Origin of the sequence: Thalassospira lucentensis MCCC 1A00383 = DSM 14000 (genome assembly GCF_000421265.1) — a bacterium.
GTDB classification, from domain to species: domain Bacteria; phylum Pseudomonadota; class Alphaproteobacteria; order Rhodospirillales; family Thalassospiraceae; genus Thalassospira; species Thalassospira lucentensis.
The window spans coordinates 50,731-67,144 of the sequence record NZ_ATWN01000011.1 but is presented as its reverse complement, the minus strand read 5'-3'; the positions used below and the strand labels follow the sequence as shown (position 1 = coordinate 67,144).

Annotated in this window: 17 protein-coding genes and 1 other RNA gene; 7 read left to right on the top strand and 11 right to left on the bottom strand. The window is 53.2% G+C overall.

The window, feature by feature from the left end; translation table 11 throughout:
- The first annotated feature begins 7 nt into the window (after positions 1 to 7).
- The 3 genes from K355_RS0119685 (at position 8) to aroQ (ending at position 3,108) form a co-directional block, all read left to right on the top strand.
- Positions 8 to 661: a GntR family transcriptional regulator gene (locus tag K355_RS0119685; RefSeq protein ID WP_022733880.1), complete on the top strand. Its 654-nt coding sequence runs from the start codon at positions 8 to 10 to the stop codon at positions 659 to 661.
- 93 nt (positions 662 to 754) lie between these two features.
- The gene (locus tag K355_RS0119680) at positions 755 to 2,632 is read left to right on the top strand and encodes a bifunctional sugar phosphate isomerase/epimerase/4-hydroxyphenylpyruvate dioxygenase family protein (RefSeq protein ID WP_022733879.1); all 1,878 of its coding nucleotides are present in this window, start codon (positions 755 to 757) and stop codon (positions 2,630 to 2,632) included.
- Positions 2,633 to 2,655: 23 nt separating this feature from the next.
- Positions 2,656 to 3,108: a type II 3-dehydroquinate dehydratase gene (gene aroQ / locus K355_RS0119675; protein WP_022733878.1), complete on the top strand. Its 453-nt coding sequence runs from the start codon at positions 2,656 to 2,658 to the stop codon at positions 3,106 to 3,108.
- A 119-nt stretch (positions 3,109 to 3,227) separates the two neighbouring features.
- Here aroQ and recR read toward each other — a convergent pair whose 3' ends face one another.
- The 4 genes from recR to ffs all read right to left on the bottom strand — a co-directional run bounded on the left by recR (position 3,228) and on the right by ffs (position 6,416).
- Positions 3,228 to 3,821, bottom strand: coding sequence for a recombination mediator RecR (gene recR, locus K355_RS0119670; RefSeq protein WP_022733877.1), 594 nt, complete (start codon positions 3,819 to 3,821; stop codon positions 3,228 to 3,230).
- 118 nt (positions 3,822 to 3,939) lie between these two features.
- On the bottom strand, positions 3,940 to 4,263 hold the full coding sequence (locus K355_RS0119665) for a YbaB/EbfC family nucleoid-associated protein (RefSeq protein ID WP_022733876.1): 324 nt from the start codon (positions 4,261 to 4,263) through the stop codon (positions 3,940 to 3,942).
- Positions 4,260 to 6,164 (bottom strand): DNA polymerase III subunit gamma/tau, encoded by a 1,905-nt coding sequence (locus K355_RS0119660; RefSeq protein WP_022733875.1) that lies wholly within the window; start codon positions 6,162 to 6,164, stop codon positions 4,260 to 4,262. Before K355_RS0119660 ends, K355_RS0119665 begins: the two co-directional genes overlap by 4 nt.
- A gap of 157 nt (positions 6,165 to 6,321) precedes the next feature.
- An RNA gene (ffs, locus tag K355_RS25450) (signal recognition particle sRNA small type) lies at positions 6,322 to 6,416 on the bottom strand.
- 193 nt (positions 6,417 to 6,609) lie between these two features.
- Here ffs and nudC point away from each other — a divergent pair.
- Positions 6,610 to 7,536: an NAD(+) diphosphatase gene (gene nudC / locus K355_RS0119655; protein ID WP_022733874.1), complete on the top strand. Its 927-nt coding sequence runs from the start codon at positions 6,610 to 6,612 to the stop codon at positions 7,534 to 7,536.
- Positions 7,537 to 7,663: 127 nt separating this feature from the next.
- Positions 7,664 to 8,428 (top strand): type 2 periplasmic-binding domain-containing protein, encoded by a 765-nt coding sequence (locus K355_RS0119650; RefSeq protein WP_028791781.1) that lies wholly within the window; start codon positions 7,664 to 7,666, stop codon positions 8,426 to 8,428.
- A 54-nt stretch (positions 8,429 to 8,482) separates the two neighbouring features.
- Here K355_RS0119650 and K355_RS0119645 read toward each other — a convergent pair whose 3' ends face one another.
- Together K355_RS0119645 and K355_RS24520 are read right to left on the bottom strand one after the other, a co-directional pair.
- A complete protein-coding gene (locus K355_RS0119645) occupies positions 8,483 to 8,851 on the bottom strand; it encodes a DUF1636 family protein (protein WP_022733872.1) in 369 nt (122 codons plus the stop codon).
- 58 nt (positions 8,852 to 8,909) lie between these two features.
- Positions 8,910 to 9,788, bottom strand: a complete 879-nt coding sequence (locus K355_RS24520) for a LysR substrate-binding domain-containing protein (RefSeq protein ID WP_022733871.1) — start codon at positions 9,786 to 9,788, stop codon at positions 8,910 to 8,912.
- Between the two features lie 143 nt (positions 9,789 to 9,931).
- Between K355_RS24520 and K355_RS0119630 the strand changes: the two genes are divergently transcribed.
- Positions 9,932 to 10,540, top strand: a complete 609-nt coding sequence (locus tag K355_RS0119630) for a glutathione S-transferase family protein (protein ID WP_028791779.1) — start codon at positions 9,932 to 9,934, stop codon at positions 10,538 to 10,540.
- Between the two features lie 122 nt (positions 10,541 to 10,662).
- Here K355_RS0119630 and K355_RS0119625 read toward each other — a convergent pair whose 3' ends face one another.
- Positions 10,663 to 11,331, bottom strand: coding sequence for a glutathione S-transferase family protein (locus K355_RS0119625; RefSeq protein ID WP_022733869.1), 669 nt, complete (start codon positions 11,329 to 11,331; stop codon positions 10,663 to 10,665).
- 166 nt (positions 11,332 to 11,497) lie between these two features.
- Here K355_RS0119625 and K355_RS24515 point away from each other — a divergent pair, with 166 nt between their 5' ends.
- Positions 11,498 to 12,181: a TetR/AcrR family transcriptional regulator gene (locus K355_RS24515; protein WP_022733868.1), complete on the top strand. Its 684-nt coding sequence runs from the start codon at positions 11,498 to 11,500 to the stop codon at positions 12,179 to 12,181.
- 12 nt (positions 12,182 to 12,193) lie between these two features.
- On the opposite strand, the gene K355_RS0119615 is transcribed toward K355_RS24515, so the two are convergent.
- The 4 genes from K355_RS0119615 to K355_RS0119600 all read right to left on the bottom strand — a co-directional run bounded on the left by K355_RS0119615 (position 12,194) and on the right by K355_RS0119600 (position 16,390).
- Entirely contained in the window at positions 12,194 to 13,279 is a 1,086-nt protein-coding gene (locus K355_RS0119615; protein WP_022733867.1) for a 2OG-Fe(II) oxygenase, read from the bottom strand.
- 46 nt (positions 13,280 to 13,325) lie between these two features.
- Positions 13,326 to 14,471: a succinyl-diaminopimelate desuccinylase gene (gene dapE / locus K355_RS0119610; protein ID WP_022733866.1), complete on the bottom strand. Its 1,146-nt coding sequence runs from the start codon at positions 14,469 to 14,471 to the stop codon at positions 13,326 to 13,328.
- A gap of 125 nt (positions 14,472 to 14,596) precedes the next feature.
- Positions 14,597 to 15,442: a 2,3,4,5-tetrahydropyridine-2,6-dicarboxylate N-succinyltransferase gene (gene dapD, locus K355_RS0119605; RefSeq protein ID WP_022733865.1), complete on the bottom strand. Its 846-nt coding sequence runs from the start codon at positions 15,440 to 15,442 to the stop codon at positions 14,597 to 14,599.
- Positions 15,443 to 15,694: 252 nt separating this feature from the next.
- Entirely contained in the window at positions 15,695 to 16,390 is a 696-nt protein-coding gene (locus K355_RS0119600) for a pyrimidine 5'-nucleotidase (RefSeq protein WP_022733864.1), read from the bottom strand.
- Between the last annotated feature and the right edge of the window lie 24 nt (positions 16,391 to 16,414).

The window sequence follows — 16,414 nt, the reverse complement described above, 5'->3', positions numbered from 1 at the left end:
GAGCACGATGAGCAGCAGCACAGTGGCCGAAACGGTCTATAACGAAATTCGCGATGATATTCTGTATGGCGAGTTACAGCCCGGCGTGAAGCTTAAGCTTGATGCCCTGCGCGAACGTTATAACGCCGGGGTCAATACGCTGCGCGAAGTGCTAAATCGCCTTGTCGCATCGGGATTTGTCTTTGTCGAAGGCCAGAAGGGGTTTCGTGTTGTCGAAACATCGCCGTCCAATTTCAAGGAGTTGACGTCGATGCGGCTGCTACTTGAATGCGAAGGTCTGGCCGCCTCAATCAAACAAGGAGATGTCGAGTGGGAAGCCCGCGTTGCCGGTGCCCATCACAAGCTCTCGGCTGTTGAAAAGCAGATGCTTTCCGAAGAAAGCCGTGAACTTACGGTCCGCTGGAGCCAGTATGACCGCGAGTTTCATCAGGCGTTGATATCGGCGTGCGGATCGGATCTGCACATGCGGCTGCACCGCGAAATTTTCGATCAGTTCCGTCGTTATGTGGTGATCGAGCTTAAGACGCACGGCTTTCGCGCCCATGACATTATCGACGAGCATCGCGCGATTTATGACCTCGCGCTGGCGCGTGACCTTGATGGCGCGATTGCAAAACTGACCGACCATATTGAAACCTATCGGCGTCGTCCGCAGGATTGAATTGGCCATGCGCCATCCCGGCGCGTCATGGCTTAACTCCAAATCCCTGCGGTGAATGACCCGGTGCTCACACCTGCATTCCGGAGGGATAATATGCTGACCTCGATCGCAACAGTTTCGTTGTCTGGTGATCTTCAGGAAAAACTCGATGCCATTGCCGCAGCCGGTTTTGATGGTGTCGAGATTTTTGAAAACGATCTTCTGTCCTTTGATGGATCGCCCGCCGATGTTGGCAAGACCATTCGCGATCTTGGCCTCAAGCTGGTGACGTTTCAGCCGTTCCGCGATTTTGAAGGCATGCCCGAACCCCAGCGCACCCGTGCGTTTGAGCGGGCCGAGCGCAAGTTTGACTTGATGGAAGAACTTGGGACTGACCTTTTGATGGTCTGTTCGAACGTATCGCCCCAATCACTGGGCGGACTTGATCGTGCGGCAAAGGATCTGGCCGAACTTGGCGACCGGGCTGCCAAGCGTGAACTTCGCATCGCGTTCGAAGCCCTGTCATGGGGCAAGCATATCAGTGATTATCGCGACAGCTGGGAAGTTGTGCGCCGGGCCAATCATCCCAATGTCGGTCTGGTTCTTGATACTTTCCACATCATCGCGCGCAAGGTGCCGCTTGATGCAATTTCATCGATCCCCGGGGATAAGATTTTCCTGGTTCAGGTCGCCGATGCGCCGACCCTTGAAATGGATCCGCTATCGTGGAGCCGCCATTTCCGGTGTTTCCCGGGGCAGGGCGATTTCCCGCTGGGTGACTTCATGCGCAATCTTGCCATGACCGGCTATGACGGGCCGCTATCCCTTGAAATCTTCAACGATCAGTTCCGGTCAAGCTCGACCAAGAATGTTGCGAAGGATGGCTTGCGGTCGTTGATTTATCTTGGCGATGGGATTGAAGGCGTTAAGGTCGGTGAAAAGGCCGCCATCCTGCCGCCCAAAGCGCATGCCAAGGAAGTTGCCTTTGTCGAGTTCGCGGTTGAGGAAGACACCGCAGAAAAGCTGGCAACCCTGTTGGCCGGGCTGGGCTTTGAAAAACGCGGCAGCCACAAGTCAAAGGCCGTGAGTTGGTGGAAGCAGGGCGACATCAACCTTGTGATCAACTGCGACAAGGACGGGTTCGCGCATTCCTATAACATCGTGCATGGCCCGTCGGTTTGTGCGGTCGGGCTTAAGGTTGATGATGCCAAGGCAACCCTTGATCGGGCGCAATCCTTGCTGGCGGCACCGTTTAGTCAGGCGGTTGGCGAGGGCGAAATTGAAATGCCAGCCATCCGCGGTGTTGGCGGCAGTCTGGTCTATTTCCTTGATGACCATAGCGAACTTTCGCGTATCTGGGATGTCGAATTTGATTCTGCCCAACCAGCGACGACAGACAGTGCAAAAGCAAAACTGCGCGCTGTCGACCATGTTTCCTATTCGATGCAATATGAGGAAATGTTGGCCTGGGTTCTGTATTTCACTTCGATCTTTGATCTGGGGAAAATGCCAACTCTTGATATTCCTGATCCCGGCGGGCTTGTGCAAAGTCAGGTGGTGCAAAGCGATGCGTTGCGCTTGATCCTGAACGGGTCGCAAAGCCCCAATACTCAGCATTCCCAGTTCTTAAACGAGTTCTTTGGGAGTGGGGTTCAGCATCTGGCATTTTCAAGCGACGATATTTTCGAAACCGTTGCTTTTTGTCAGAAGAACGGTGTTGAAATTTTACCGATCCCTGAAAATTATTATGACGACATCGAAGCCCGTTTCGGGCTTGAGCCACAATTGCTTGACCGGCTGCGTGCGGGTAATATTCTGTATGACCGCGACGACGAAGGTGAATATTATCAGGCCTATACCAAGACCTTTGCCAACCGTTTCTTCTTTGAACTGGTGGAGCGTCGGGCGTATCGTGGTTTCGGGGCGGCCAATGCGCCAATCAGGCTGGCGTCCCAGACACGGATGAACCGTCGCAGCGACGTTGCGAAATAAAAATTGGATTCAGGGGAATACACATGAGCGTGCCGGAAATTCTTGTCATCAATGGACCGAACCTGAATCTGCTTGGGCAACGCCAGCCAGAGATTTATGGCTATGACACGCTGCAAACCATCGAAACAAAATGTGCGGCCCTGGCCAAGGATTTGAATGTCACTGTGCGGTTCGGTCAGTCGAACCACGAAGGTGCGATCATTGATCTGATTCACGAAGCCCGTGAAAAATCAGCTGCAATCATTATCAATGCCGGGGCTTATACCCATACGTCGGCGGCCATTCACGATGCGCTAAAAACCTTCGATGGCTATATCATCGAGCTGCATATTTCCAACCCGCATGCGCGCGAAGAATTCCGTCATAAAAGCTGGATCAGCCCGGTGGCTGATGCGGTGATGGCCGGTGCGGGTGCCTATGGATATGAATTGGCAACTCGTTTAGCAGCTGAAAAAACTTCAGGGTCTAAATCCTGATTTTATAAGGATTTTGATGGATCTGTGGTTTGAATAATCACGCCTCAACCCAAATAGTATTCGAAAGGCAGCATGGGGTGCTGCCTTTTTTATTGGAATACACAACGGTGTGGTGGCTGTTAAACCACGCTACGCGACCGAAGGGCTGCGGCCAGCGTGCCATCATCAAGATAGTCAAGCTCGCCTCCAACCGGAACGCCATGGGCAAGACGGGTGACTTTGACCCCGGTTTCGATCAGGCGTTCGGTGATGTAATGTGCGGTGGTTTGGCCATCAACCGTGGCATTGGTGGCAAGGATGACTTCGGTTACTTCATCTGCGCGCGCCCGGTTGATCAATTGATCAATCTTCAGGTCATCCGGGCCAACCCCATCAAGTGGCGATAACGTGCCGCCAAGGACATGGTATTGCCCCTTGAAAGATGCACCGCGTTCCAGCGCCCAAAGGTCTTGGACTTCCTCGACAACACAAATGATGTCGGGGCCCCGGTTATAGTCGGCACAGATGTGACAGGGATCGGTGACATCGATATTGCCGCAATTGCTGCAGGTGGTCATGGCATCCGCCGTCGCACGCAGGGAATCGGCAAGCGGGAGCATCAGCATTTCGGGTTTTTTAAGCATCTGCAACACAGCCCGGCGTGCGGATCGCGGGCCAAGACCCGGTAGACGCGACAGAAGTTTAATCAGATTTTCGATTTCCCGTCCGGTCATCGTGACCCCGTTCTTAATGCAACATGCTTTAGCTTGTATCAAAAACAAAGGGCGGCGCAATGCCACCCTTCATTTTGCGCGATGAATGCGCGAAATTCTTAAATGATCCAACGTCAGATCAGAATGGAAGCTTGAAACCTTCGGGCAGGTTCATGCCGCCGGTGACGTCTTTCATCTTTTCCTGAACCGCAGCTTCGACTTTGACCTTGGCGTCGTTATAGGCAGCCACAATCAGGTCTTCGAGAACCTCGGTATCGTTCGGGTCGACAATGCTTTTATCAAGCGAAAGGCCACGCATTTCGCCTTTGCCATTAAGCATTACCTTGACCATGCCCGCACCGGACTGGCCTTCGATCTCAAGTTCAACCAGACCTTCTTGCATGTCCTGCATTTTGGACTGCATTTGCTGGGCCTGTTTGAGCATCCCTGCAAGATTCTTCATAGCTCGTCGTCTCCTTCGAGATAAAACGCATCGTCATATACTGAACCGCTTTCGTCCTCTTCACCGGCGGTTTCTTCTTGGCCGGGTGGTAGGTGGACGGCAACGATTTTGGCTTTGGGTAAACCTTCAATGATCGCCTTGACCAGCGGGTCGTGCGAGGCATCTGCCTTGCGCTGCTCAAGGGCTTCGAGTTCCTGTTCCTTTAAGGTCGGTGCACCTTCTTCGCGTTCCGAAACACTGACAAGCCACCGTTGCCCCGTAAGGCTATTCATCGCCTTGATCAGTTGCGTCGACAGGTCTGAACGCGCACCGCGTGCCGGGCGAAATTCGATCCGGCCCGGCTCAAACTTCACCAGATGCATATAGTTTTTGACCTGCATGGCGATGCCGGTTGTTTCGCGGTCCTTTGCCAGAAGGTCGGCGACCTCGACAAAGCTTTCGGGCATTTTGGCGTAAACCGGCTGTTCAACCTGTTCAGGGGCGCCAAGCGGGTCGGGGCGACTTTGCGCCACCGCAGCGGCACTGCCGCCGCCGCCATTAACAACCTGCATACGCGGACCGGGACCACCGCCGTTACCGCCGCCACCATTGCCACCACCTTGTGGTGCGTTCGCACCGGTATTGGCCATGTCGCTGCGAAGTTTTTTGATCAGATCACCGGGCGATGGCATTTCCGCAGCATAGGCCAGCCGGATCAGGATCATTTCAGCCGCCTGAATGGGGGATGGCGCAATCCGTGTTTCTTCAAGCCCCTTAAGCAGCATCTGCCACGCGCGGGTCAATTGCGGCATGGCAAGTTTGGCGGCAATTTCCTTACCGCGTTCGCGCTCGATCTGGGATACGCCGGGATCATTGGCCGCATCGGGCGACAGTTTTACACGGGTCAACCAATGGGTCAGGTCCAGCATGTCTTGCAACATCACTGCCGGGTCACCGCCAAGGGCGTATTGCGCGCTTAACAGTTCAAGTGCTTCGTTGATTTCACCCTTCATGGTGAAATCAAACAGATCGAAAATACGTGACCGGTCTGAAAGACCCAGCATATCACGCACTTGCTGGGTGGTGACTTTGCCTGCCCCGTGTGAAATTGCTTGATCAAGAAGGCTCATGCCATCACGGACAGAACCATCTGCCGCACGTGCAATCAGGGCGACGGCTTCTTCTTCGATGTCGGCATGTTCCAGTCCGGCAATGCGGGTGTAATGCGCGCTTAGTTCATCGATTTGAACGCGGCGCAGATCAAACCGCTGACAACGTGACAGGACGGTGATCGGAATTTTGCGAATTTCGGTGGTGGCAAAGATGAATTTCACATGCTCTGGCGGCTCTTCGAGCGTTTTGAGAAGCGCGTTGAACGCACTTTTCGACAGCATGTGCACTTCATCGATGATGTATATCTTGTAACGTGCCGAGGTCGGGCGATATCGCACACCTTCGATCAGTTCGCGAATGTCATCAACACCGGTACGTGATGCCGCATCCATTTCCAAAACATCGACATGGCGGTCTTCGGCAATTGCGCGGCAATGTTCGCAGACACCGCATGGTTCGATGGTCGGGCCACCGTTGCCATCCGGTCCAATGCAGTTCAGCGCGCGCGCAATGATACGTGCGGTGGTGGTTTTACCAATCCCGCGCACCCCGGTCAGAACAAATGCATGGGCAAGACGACCGCTTTCAAGGGCGTTTGAAAGCGTCTTGACCATCGGGCCATGACCGATCAGCTCATCAAAGGTTTTCGGGCGGTATTTAAGCGCCAGAACCTGATATTCGCTTTTCGGGGCCACGGCCTTGGTTGCACTGGCTGCCGGTGCGGCATCACTAGGCGATGTCGCTGCGTCTGGCGCAGGGGCTTCACCTTCGGGCGTATCTTGGCTGGCGGTCTCGATCTGATCCGTCATTCATCCGGTCCGACATATTGTAAACTGGATTGGTTTTAGCAGTTTCAGTCCCGCATGGGAAAGGCCAAGTGGGAAATTTCCCACACAAAACCACATCATGCCTGACAGGGTCAGTTGCATGGAGGATCGGCGACATTCAAAGGGGAGAGATAAAAGGGTGAGAGACTGAACCGCGACCCGGAAAAACTCGTTACGGCTGCTACCTTCCGGTCCTGACCGGGTTGGCGAGCGGTCCGTCCGCAGCCAGCCTCTCGCCCCCTATATCGCGCAGCAGACAGTAAAACGCAAGTGTTGGCTTGGATTTTTTCGATCCTCGCGCAATCGTGGCTTTTTACCGGGCTGCCAGCGCGCTAATGTCGGGCACCGTTGTCCCGGAAAATACCGCCCGGACAGCAGCTTGCCTGCGATGTTGGTCGGTAAATGGAATTTAAGGATACGCGATCTTATGGACAGGCTGTTTTACGAATCCGTTGATCTTGATCGTGATGCGGTGCTGCGAAAGTCAGTAAACTGGCGCCAGAGCCTGCTGGTCGAAGACTCGTTACGTATTTTGATCTGCTATGACGGTGATCCGCTTTTTGCCTGGCCCGAAGACATGGATGCGCATGAACTTGTGGTGGTTGGTGGTTTGGCAATCCGGCATCTGGACGTCGATCTTGAGGCCGCCCAATGGATTTATCTTGGACGCGATGGCAATGGCCCCGTGATGGCCGTGGATATTGCGTCGGTCATTTCGGATCGGGAAGAAGCCGTGCGCCGCCTTGGCGGCGGGTTTGGCGATATGCGGACCCGCATGGCCGCTCTTTCAAGTGACGAGGCCGCCCTTGCCGCACAGGCGCGCGCCCTTTTTAACTGGCATCGCGGGCATCAGTTCTGTGGGGCATGTGGCCATGCGAACCGTGTTGCCGAGGCCGGGTATCGTCTTGAGTGTAGCAATCCTGATTGTGGAAAATCGCATTTCCCGCGCACGGATCCAGCTGTCATCATGCTGATCCATCACGAAGATCACGTGCTTTTGGCCCGGTCACCGCAATTTCTGCCCAATATGGTTTCGGTTTTGGCAGGGTTTGTGGAACCGGGTGAAACGCTTGAGCAGGCGGTGGCGCGTGAGGTCTATGAAGAGGTTGGCATTCGCGTCAAGCGCCCGAAATATGTCGCATCCCAGCCTTGGCCGTTTCCCGGATCATTGATGCTGGGGTTTGTCGCAGAGGCGGAAACCACAGATATCACCATTGATCAGGATGAAATCGAATTTGCCATGTGGGTGCATCGCGATGAGGTGCCGAACCTGCCAGAAAAGGGCATAAATTTGCCGCGTCCAATTTCTATTGCACGCTACCTTCTGGAAAACTGGCAGGACCGCCGTATATAAAAGGGACGCGTTATGCGTCCGCGCAGTGGCCAAATGGTTGGGTCGCCGGGGGCGTAAGGTTTATTAATCCGAGAACTGCAGGAAAGATGTAGTGGCAGCTTTTCGAATAATTCGACATTTTTGCATCATGCTTGCAGCACTTCTGGCGGCGTTTTTTCCCGATGGCGGTGCACCGGCAAAGGCGGCGGAGCCTGTTACGGTTAAAGTCGGTGCGTATGAATACGGTGTTGTTTATTATTTCGAAAACGGCAAGCCAAACGGCATGGTTCCCTTGCTGATCGGGCTTCTGAACGGGTTGCAGGACGACTATGAGTTTCAGCTTGTCGAAACGTCGTCACGCAGACGCTATAAGGCTCTGGTGGATGGGGATGTTGATCTTCTGTTGCTCGAAAGTGCGCAATGGGACTGGCAGGACTACGCCGTGCAATTCTCTGACAAGATCGTCACAGAGAAAGATGTTTATGTAACCCAAAGCAGCACGGCGAAAACAGATGATCCGTTTGCCGATGTCACCAACCAATCGATCCTGTGCGTGCTGGGGTTCCATTATGGTTTTGCCAAGTTCAACTCTGATCCAGAATTCCTGAAACAATCTTATGACGTGTTGCTGCGCTATAACGAAAAGGAAGTCCTGAACGGTGTTTTGGCCCGCGAAGCGCCAATCGGCATTGTTTCAGCAGGTTTTCTCGCCCGTGAATTGGCGGCAACTCCGGGACTGGGTGACCTTATTACCGTCGGTGTACAACCCGATGCCATGTATGACCTTGTGTCGGTCATTGCAGATCAATCGGTCATTCCAGTTGCTGATTTTAATCAGATGATTGAAAAATTGCAGGCAACCGGTGAGGTGCAGCGCCTTTGGCAGGAACTTCATGCCAACACGTCGGGTTAAGTCCGACAAAATTTCCGTGCTTTGGCACTGTCCGACTGCGTAATTACGCAACATTTAATCGAGCGGCGGAATGCGGGCGATGACATTGCGGCGCAGGCTGTCGGGGCGTTCACGCCATGCGACAATGCCATTGTCACTTTCGCTATATCGGGTCGCAAGATCGCATAGATCCTCGATCATCGTATCGGGATCAACATTGCCATAAACATATCCCCATTTCGCAGCACCACTAAAGGCAACCGAACAGCCAGATTTGCAGTTGGTCAGACATTCTGCCGGATGCAGGTCAAAAGGCACATCACGTTCGGCACAGGCGGTTTTTACCCGTTCAAACAGAACCTTGCCGTCGCGGGGATCACTTTGGCCGTCGGCGGCGGAAAAGGTGCAGGTGACACAAATGTTCAGGCGTGGTTTGGCGGTCATTGGGGCAATCTTTGTTGATCAATGTATGGGCGTATAGGTGTGATGGCGCGGCATCCAATCAGCTTGCGGCCTGTCTGGTCAAGTCATCATCCAGATTTCGGTTGAGATAATCCTGTATCACGATGGCAAGTTGCCGGTCGACCAATGGATGGGATGCTTCGGCAAGCATCAAGGCAACCCCAACTGCCGGAAGGGGCGGAAAACCATCACGCGCCTCAAGAACCTGAAACTCATCGGTAACACTGGCCGCGGCAAGTGTTGCCACACCAAGTCCGTCGCGTACCAGATGCAACAGGGACGCGGCCTGTCGGGATGTGGCAAACAGTGTATAGGGCCGATCGGCTTTTGAAATGGCATCAAGCGCCCACGCATGAAACTTGCAATCCTCGGCCGGTAAAACCAGTGGCAAGGGATCAAGTTCATGCTGTTTGTGGATCGGGGATGTAACCCAGACACCCGGTTCATGACGCAGGAAGTATCCTTCTTCGCCGGTTTCAGATCGGCTAATGATCGACAGGTCTAGTTCCCCCTGATCCAGCATCCGGCGCAGAAGGATTGTCGGGTTGACCGAAACAAAGAATTTTGTGGCGGGGTGGGCTTTCTGGATACCGCGCAGGACCAGCGGCAGGATTTTCTGCGCATAGTCATCCGGGCAACCAATGCGGATCGGACGTGACGCATCCTGTGTTCGCAACTTGCCCATAGCCTCGTCCTGAAGCGACAAGATACGCCGGGCATATCCGACAAAGGTGATGCCATCCGGGGTTAAAAGAACATTCCGACCGTCCCGTTCAAACAGTTTGTTATCGACCAGTTCTTCAAGCCGTTTCATCTGCATGGAAAAGGCCGATGGCGTGCGGCCAATCCGGTCAGCCGCCCGGTTAAAGCTGCCTGATTCGGCAAAGGCGACAAAGCTGCGCAGCAGGTCAGAATCCATAATGGCCTCTATGATCAGAATGATTGATCAATGAAATTGAACAGTTGCGTCAAAACTATTCGATTGTTTGCCAATCATCCAGCCGCAAATATCAAACCCGGCCGGCCAATGCTTTTCACGCATGTGCCACAAGGACATTTACAATGATTTTGAACGATTATTTGCTTTCGGGAAACGGCTACAAGGTTCGTTTGCTGCTGTCGATGATGGGAACGGCGTTTGACTATGTCGAACGCGACATCATGAAAGGGGAAACCCGGACACCAGAATACCTGGAAAAGATCAATCCAAACGGCAAGATCCCGGCGCTTGTTCTGGATGACGGTCGGGTTTTGGCTGAAAGCAACGCGATCCTCACCTATCTGGCCGAGGGAACGAACTTCGTGCCAGATGACCGTTTTGAGCGTGCGGAAATGATGGGATGGTTGTTCTTTGAACAGTACGACCATGAACCCAATATCGCGGTGCTGATTTCCTGGTATGAGATCAAGGGATTACCCGAAAATGCCGATATTCTGGCGCCAATGAAGCAGGCCGGGGCCAAACGTGCGCTTGATCTGATGGAAAAACGTCTTTCAAGCCATAACTGGCTGGTGGGAGATGCTCTGAGCATCGCTGATATCTCGCTCTATGCCTATACCCATCGCGCAGAGCTCGGAAAAGTCAGTCTTTCGGGGTGTCCGGGCATTCGGGCTTGGCTTGACCGCATAGAAGCTTTGCCGGGGTACGTCCCCATCACCTGGACGCCATAGGTCGCCGATAAAAAGCAGCCGCCACAGACCGCAGGGGCCAACATGCTTGGAGGATGTGTGTCTGCGGCGGCTGAAAAGCCCTTGTGCGATTAAGGGAGACACAAGGGCGGCGGTGAAAAAGGTTAGGCGGATTTCAAAATCTGATCGGGCAACAACGGGTCGGTTTGGGCGGCGGAGCTTCGGGCCTTGAAACGCGTAAAAGCGGCTTTCACATTCGGAGCGTTCGCAATCATCTCTGGTCCGCCGGGCATGGCATTGAGGTAATGGAGCATCGGCATGATCATCATGTCGGGGATGGTAAAGCGGTCGCCAAAAAGCCAGCCATCGACGTAAGCATCATCCAGAACCCCAAGGTCGTGGGCAATAAGATCGCCCATCTGGTTCATGCGCACGGCGAAGCCCGGATCGTGGCGCTGTTTGGTGTTGGCAAAAACCATTGGGATAACAAAATTCCGAATAATGTTTTGATCCAGCCGGGTCATGGCAAGGCTGATCCACTGGTTCATCAGGGCGATTTTTTCTGTATGAACCGGGCGTAAAAGTGGGCCTGAAAATGTGTCGTCTATATACCGGCAGATGGCCGCTGTTTCATACAAAACCAACTTTCCATGAACCAGAACAGGTACTTTGCCAAACGGATTACGATTGGAAACCTCCGGCGTTGCGCGCTGCCCGGGGAGCTGCACATTCCGAGTACTGAACTCAAACGGGATTTCTTTTTCGATACAGGCGATGCGGACCGTACGCGTCAAGCTGCTGCGGGGCATTCCGATGATCATCAATTCAGACATGCGGTCTTCCTTTGCTGCGAGGGTTCCCATTGCCGTTCGTGCAATGTCGGGTGAAGGGAACTTGCAGACAGGATTAACGAGGATATAATATGTTCAAGAACATATTATCAGGATGTGTCATTGTTTTTGGATCGGCCGCAAAACCACCTTCAAACGGATCTGACAAATGCCCTACAGTCCCGCCCACAAACCCAAAACCCGTATTCGCATCCTGAATGCGGCAACGGCCCTGTTTAAAAAGAACGGGTTTGAGAACGTGACAATTGATCAGGTCATGGCCGAGGCGGGGCTGACGCGCGGTGGGTTTTATGCGCATTTCAAAAACAAGGAAGACCTGTTTGTTGCCTGCGTTGAAAACGGCATGTCGCTTTTATCCTCTCCAATACTGGCAAAGCTGCGCAAAGCGGAACGGACCGGTGGGGATTGGGTGACATCCTTTGCCAAGTTGTATTTGTCGCGGGTACATATTGAAAATCCGGAACTGGGCTGTGCATTGCCAACCCTGTCAGCCGAAGTTTCCCGATCCGGGGTTCGTGCACAGGAAGCCTTTTCAAAACTGATCAATCAGGCGTCTGAAAAACTGGCATGGAAGTTGGCAAAAGAGGACGACGTGCCGGGCATTGATCGCCACATCAACCTCGAATCAGATCAGAAATTGCGCAATGTGCCAGTTCAATACGAACAGGATGCCATCGCGATGCTGGCGATGATGGTTGGGGCTGTTGTTCTCAGCCGTGCGGTCGATGATGAAACCGCTGACAAGGTTCTGGCCTCAGCACGCCATAGCGTCGCGCATTTTCATGCAAATCAATCGATCAGCGGAAAGAAAAAGCTCTCCAAAACTATTTGATCCTCGAGATTATCAAGACTTCATTGAGAATGGGGTGAGTTGCTTATTACGCTCGGCCATCATCTTTCTTTCTGCCAATGCGCCAGCCTCATCTGTCAGAAAGGTGAAAATTGCGAACCGCTTGCCCTTGGTCACCGGCACTGCCTCGTGCAGGAGTGAGCAGGAGAAAACAAGTGCGCCTCCCGGAGGCGGCGCATACAAAGTGCGACCATATTCCGGGAACCTCACCTGTCCGCCTTCGTAATCTATGGCATTGAGGTTAAGAGAGACTGCGAACCGCCGGTGGGCGGTAAACGTCGTGCGGTTATCACGATGACGTGCGAAATGCCCTTCTTCGGCGGCGTCATAGCAGCCTATCCGCAGCGCTTCCATACTGGCGGTTCTAAAGTGAAATGCCTTTATAAGCTCTGGCGCAAGCCGCGAAACGATGCGTGCTTTGACGCGGTTGAAGAGTGGTTCATCAAGCAAGACAACGTCGTTGCGTTTCTTTATCTCTTTCTTTGCTGTGCTGTTGCTTGATGATCCCAAAGAAACCCCATCAGCACGTTTTTCACCATCATCCCAATAACGAAGTAATTCTGCGCATAATTCAGGTTCAAGAACATCCTTCATGACCATCACGGGGGCTTGATGGTTTGCCGCCAGGGCTTCACTATCGTTGTGAATGGACTTACACGTATTGATGATTTGATTGACGTTGGACGAGGTATCTATTCCAGCAAGCCGATTGTTCGGGTCAATCACAATGATGGATGGTCCTGCAATGCCAAGCAGCTTGCGGACTGCATTTTCCTCATCATAAAGCTCAGTGACTTTCTTGTTTGAACTTCCAGCTTTCTTTGGGCTTTTCCTGCCGCAGACAATCAGAAATGTCAAAACTTCTGCAGATTGGGTTTCTTCAAGAAATGGGTCAATTTTCTGCCAATCGGTCTTGCCGGGCTTTTCATCGAGGAACCAAAGAACCAGAGTGTTGCCGGCAATCAGTTGGTCTGTCAGTTCGACAGATTTTCCTGTCTTGTCGGGCAAGGTGATTTTTGGAACAAAATCCCCAATTACGATTTCTGGAATGCGATTTCCTGAATTCTTTGTTCCGGTCATCCTGCAGATATCCTGTACGTACCCAGTGCGAGTTCAATGCGTATCTTCAACTGTGGTTAAAGTATCCCGACAAAACTTCGCTGTAAATCTTACTCAGGTTTTCAATATCCTCGACCATCGCATGCTCATCAACTTTGTGCATGCTTTGACCCACAAGGCCAAACTCCGCGACCTCGCAATACTTCTGAATGAAACGGGCGTCGGATGTACCGCCAGTGGTGCTCATCTCCGGGCGCTTGCCTGTTACTTTTTGCGCGGCATCGGCAATCAGGTTGGCGAGCTTGCCGGGGGTGGATAGGAATGCGTCGCCAGAGATTTTGACCCTTAGCTCATGCGCGCCAGCATGCTCGGCGCAGACATCCTTGATCCATTTTTCAAGATCGACACCGGTGTGCAGATCGTTGAAACGGATGTTAAAGGCTGCAGAAACTTTGGCCGGGACAACGTTGGTGGCACTGTTCCCGGCATCAACGGTGGTGACTTCAAGGTTGCTGGGCTGGAAATGGTCGGTGCCCTGATCAAGTTTACGTGAATTAAGAACATCAAGAACCTTGATCATGCGCGGTACGGGGTTGTCCGCCAGATGCGGATAAGCCACGTGACCCTGTGCGCCATAAATTGTCAGCCAGCCGGTAATCGATCCGCGACGGCCAATTTTCATCATTTCGCCGAGATATTTCGGGTTGGTCGGTTCCCCCACCAGACAGGTATCGAACTTTTCGCCCTGCTGGTCACACCATTCAATCAGCCTGACCGTTCCATTGAAAGCATCAGCTTCTTCGTCGCCGGTGATCAGGAAACTGATGGATTCGTCGAAATCCGGATGTGCGGCCAAAAACGCATCCACCCCGCCAACAAAACAGGCAATGCCGGTTTTCATGTCAACCGCACCACGCCCAAACAGACGGCCGTCTTGGACCTCGCCGCCAAACGGATCGACAGTCCATGCGTCACGATCGCCTGCTGGCACAACATCGGTGTGCCCGGCAAAACAGAAATTGCGGCCCTTGGTGCCCAGACGGGCATAGAGATTGTCAATCGCATCACTGCCATTGCCGTCAAACACCTTGCGTTTACAGTCAAACCCACGGGCTTCGAGCGCCTGTTGCAGAACGTCTAGCGCACCCGCATCAGCCGGGGTGACAGACGGGCAACGGATCAGGGACTGGGCAAGTTCAAGGGCGACGGACATATGGAATTCTCTTGGTTTTCGGTGAAACAGCTGGGGCTTCACAAGGAGCATTGGCGAACAAAAAGAGGCAGAACACAATGATTGTTCTGCCTCTTATAAATCATACGTTCTTACGGTGACAGAAATCAGTCACGCAGCAGTTCGTTGATCGAGGTTTTCGAACGGGTTTTTTCATCAACACGTTTGATGATCACCGCGCAATACAGGCTTGGACCCGGCGTGCCATCAGGAAGCGGTTTTCCGGCAATGCTGCCCGGAACCACAACTGAATAGGCAGGGACGCGACCGACAAAGGTTTCGCCAGTGGTGCGGTCGATGATTTTGGTCGAGGCGCCAATGAAGACACCCATCGAAATGACAGCACCTTCTTCGACGATAACACCTTCGACGATTTCCGAACGTGCGCCGATAAAGGCGTTGTCTTCGATGATGACCGGACCGGCCTGGAGCGGTTCAAGAACACCGCCGATGCCTGCACCACCCGAAAGGTGAACGTTTTTACCGATCTGTGCGCACGAACCAACGGTGGCCCAAGTATCAACCATAACACCGGTATCAACATAGGCACCAAGGTTCACAAAGCTTGGCATCAGAACGGTTCCCGGTGCGACATAGGCCGATCGGCGCACGATGCTGCCTGGAACGGCGCGGAACCCGGCTTCTTTAAATTCGGCTTCGCCCCAACCGTCAAATTTCGACGGGACTTTGTCCCACCAGTTGGTGTTTTCGCCCGGACCACCTGCGATGGTGGTCATGTCATTGAGACGGAAAGACAGCAGAACCGCCTTTTTCGCCCACTGATTGACGACCCATTTTCCGTCAACCTTTTCGGCAACACGCAGTTCACCGCGATCCATAGCACCCAGCGTCTGGTCAACGGCTTTGCGGATTTCGCCCTGTGTGGCGGAGCTGATTTCGTCGCGGTTTTCCCAAGCGACGTTAATCACGCCTTCAAGTTCAGTTCTTTTCATTTTTCGAAGGTCCTTGCGGTCAGCCTTAAATCTGTCGGGCGGAGAATGGTCAAAGCAGGCCTTGAAGTCAACTCCGCCAGTTTACGTAGAAGGGCCTGTTTCGGGCCGCGTTCCGATCCTGATCCGTATGGCAGAAAGCAATAAACGAAGACGGGGCGAATCTCAACGTTGTAACGGTTACAAATCATGCACTTTGTCGCACTTGTACTGTGTGCTGGAAAATGATGGGCGATTACGGTGGCGAAACGGGGGTTAGGACCCGTTGGCGAGGGTCCGCAAGAAACCAACAATGTCGTCGGTTTGGTGATCAATTCTTGGATCGTCACGGCCTGCCTGCGCCCATTCAAGGTCGGTATGAACCCAAACGGTTGTCATGCCCATTTCCTTGGCAGGCAGCAGATTTTTCGCCATGTCTTCAAAATAGACAGCCTTGCCCGGATCAATGCCATCGCGTGTGAGAAGCAGGTCATAGGGGGCCTGTTCCGGTTTGGGAATGTATTGCGCATCGACAATGTCAAAGATCGTTTCAAACCGGTCGGCAATGCCAAGGCGTTCCATCACCCGCTCGGCATGACCGCGCGATGCATTGGTGAAAATAAGTTTGCGTCCGGGTAAATCATCAAGTGCGGCCGCCAAATCAGGTGCGGGTGCGACCACCGAGACATCGATGTCATGAACTTTGCTTAGGTAATCCGCCGGATCAATTTCATGCTCCGTCATAAGTCCGCGCAATGTCGTGCCATAGCGATGGAAATAGTCTTTCTGTACCCGGTATGCTTCATCAGGTTCGAGTGACAGCGTGTCGCGGACATAATTCCCGATCAAGTTGGAAACCTGTGCAAACAGGTTGCAGGCCGCCGGATAAAGTGTGTTGTCGAGATCAAAGATCAAAACCGATCCCGCATCCATGCGTGGCAGGTCCGAGCGGGATTTAAGGGGCGACGTCATTATCAGAGGGCCTCATATCATATG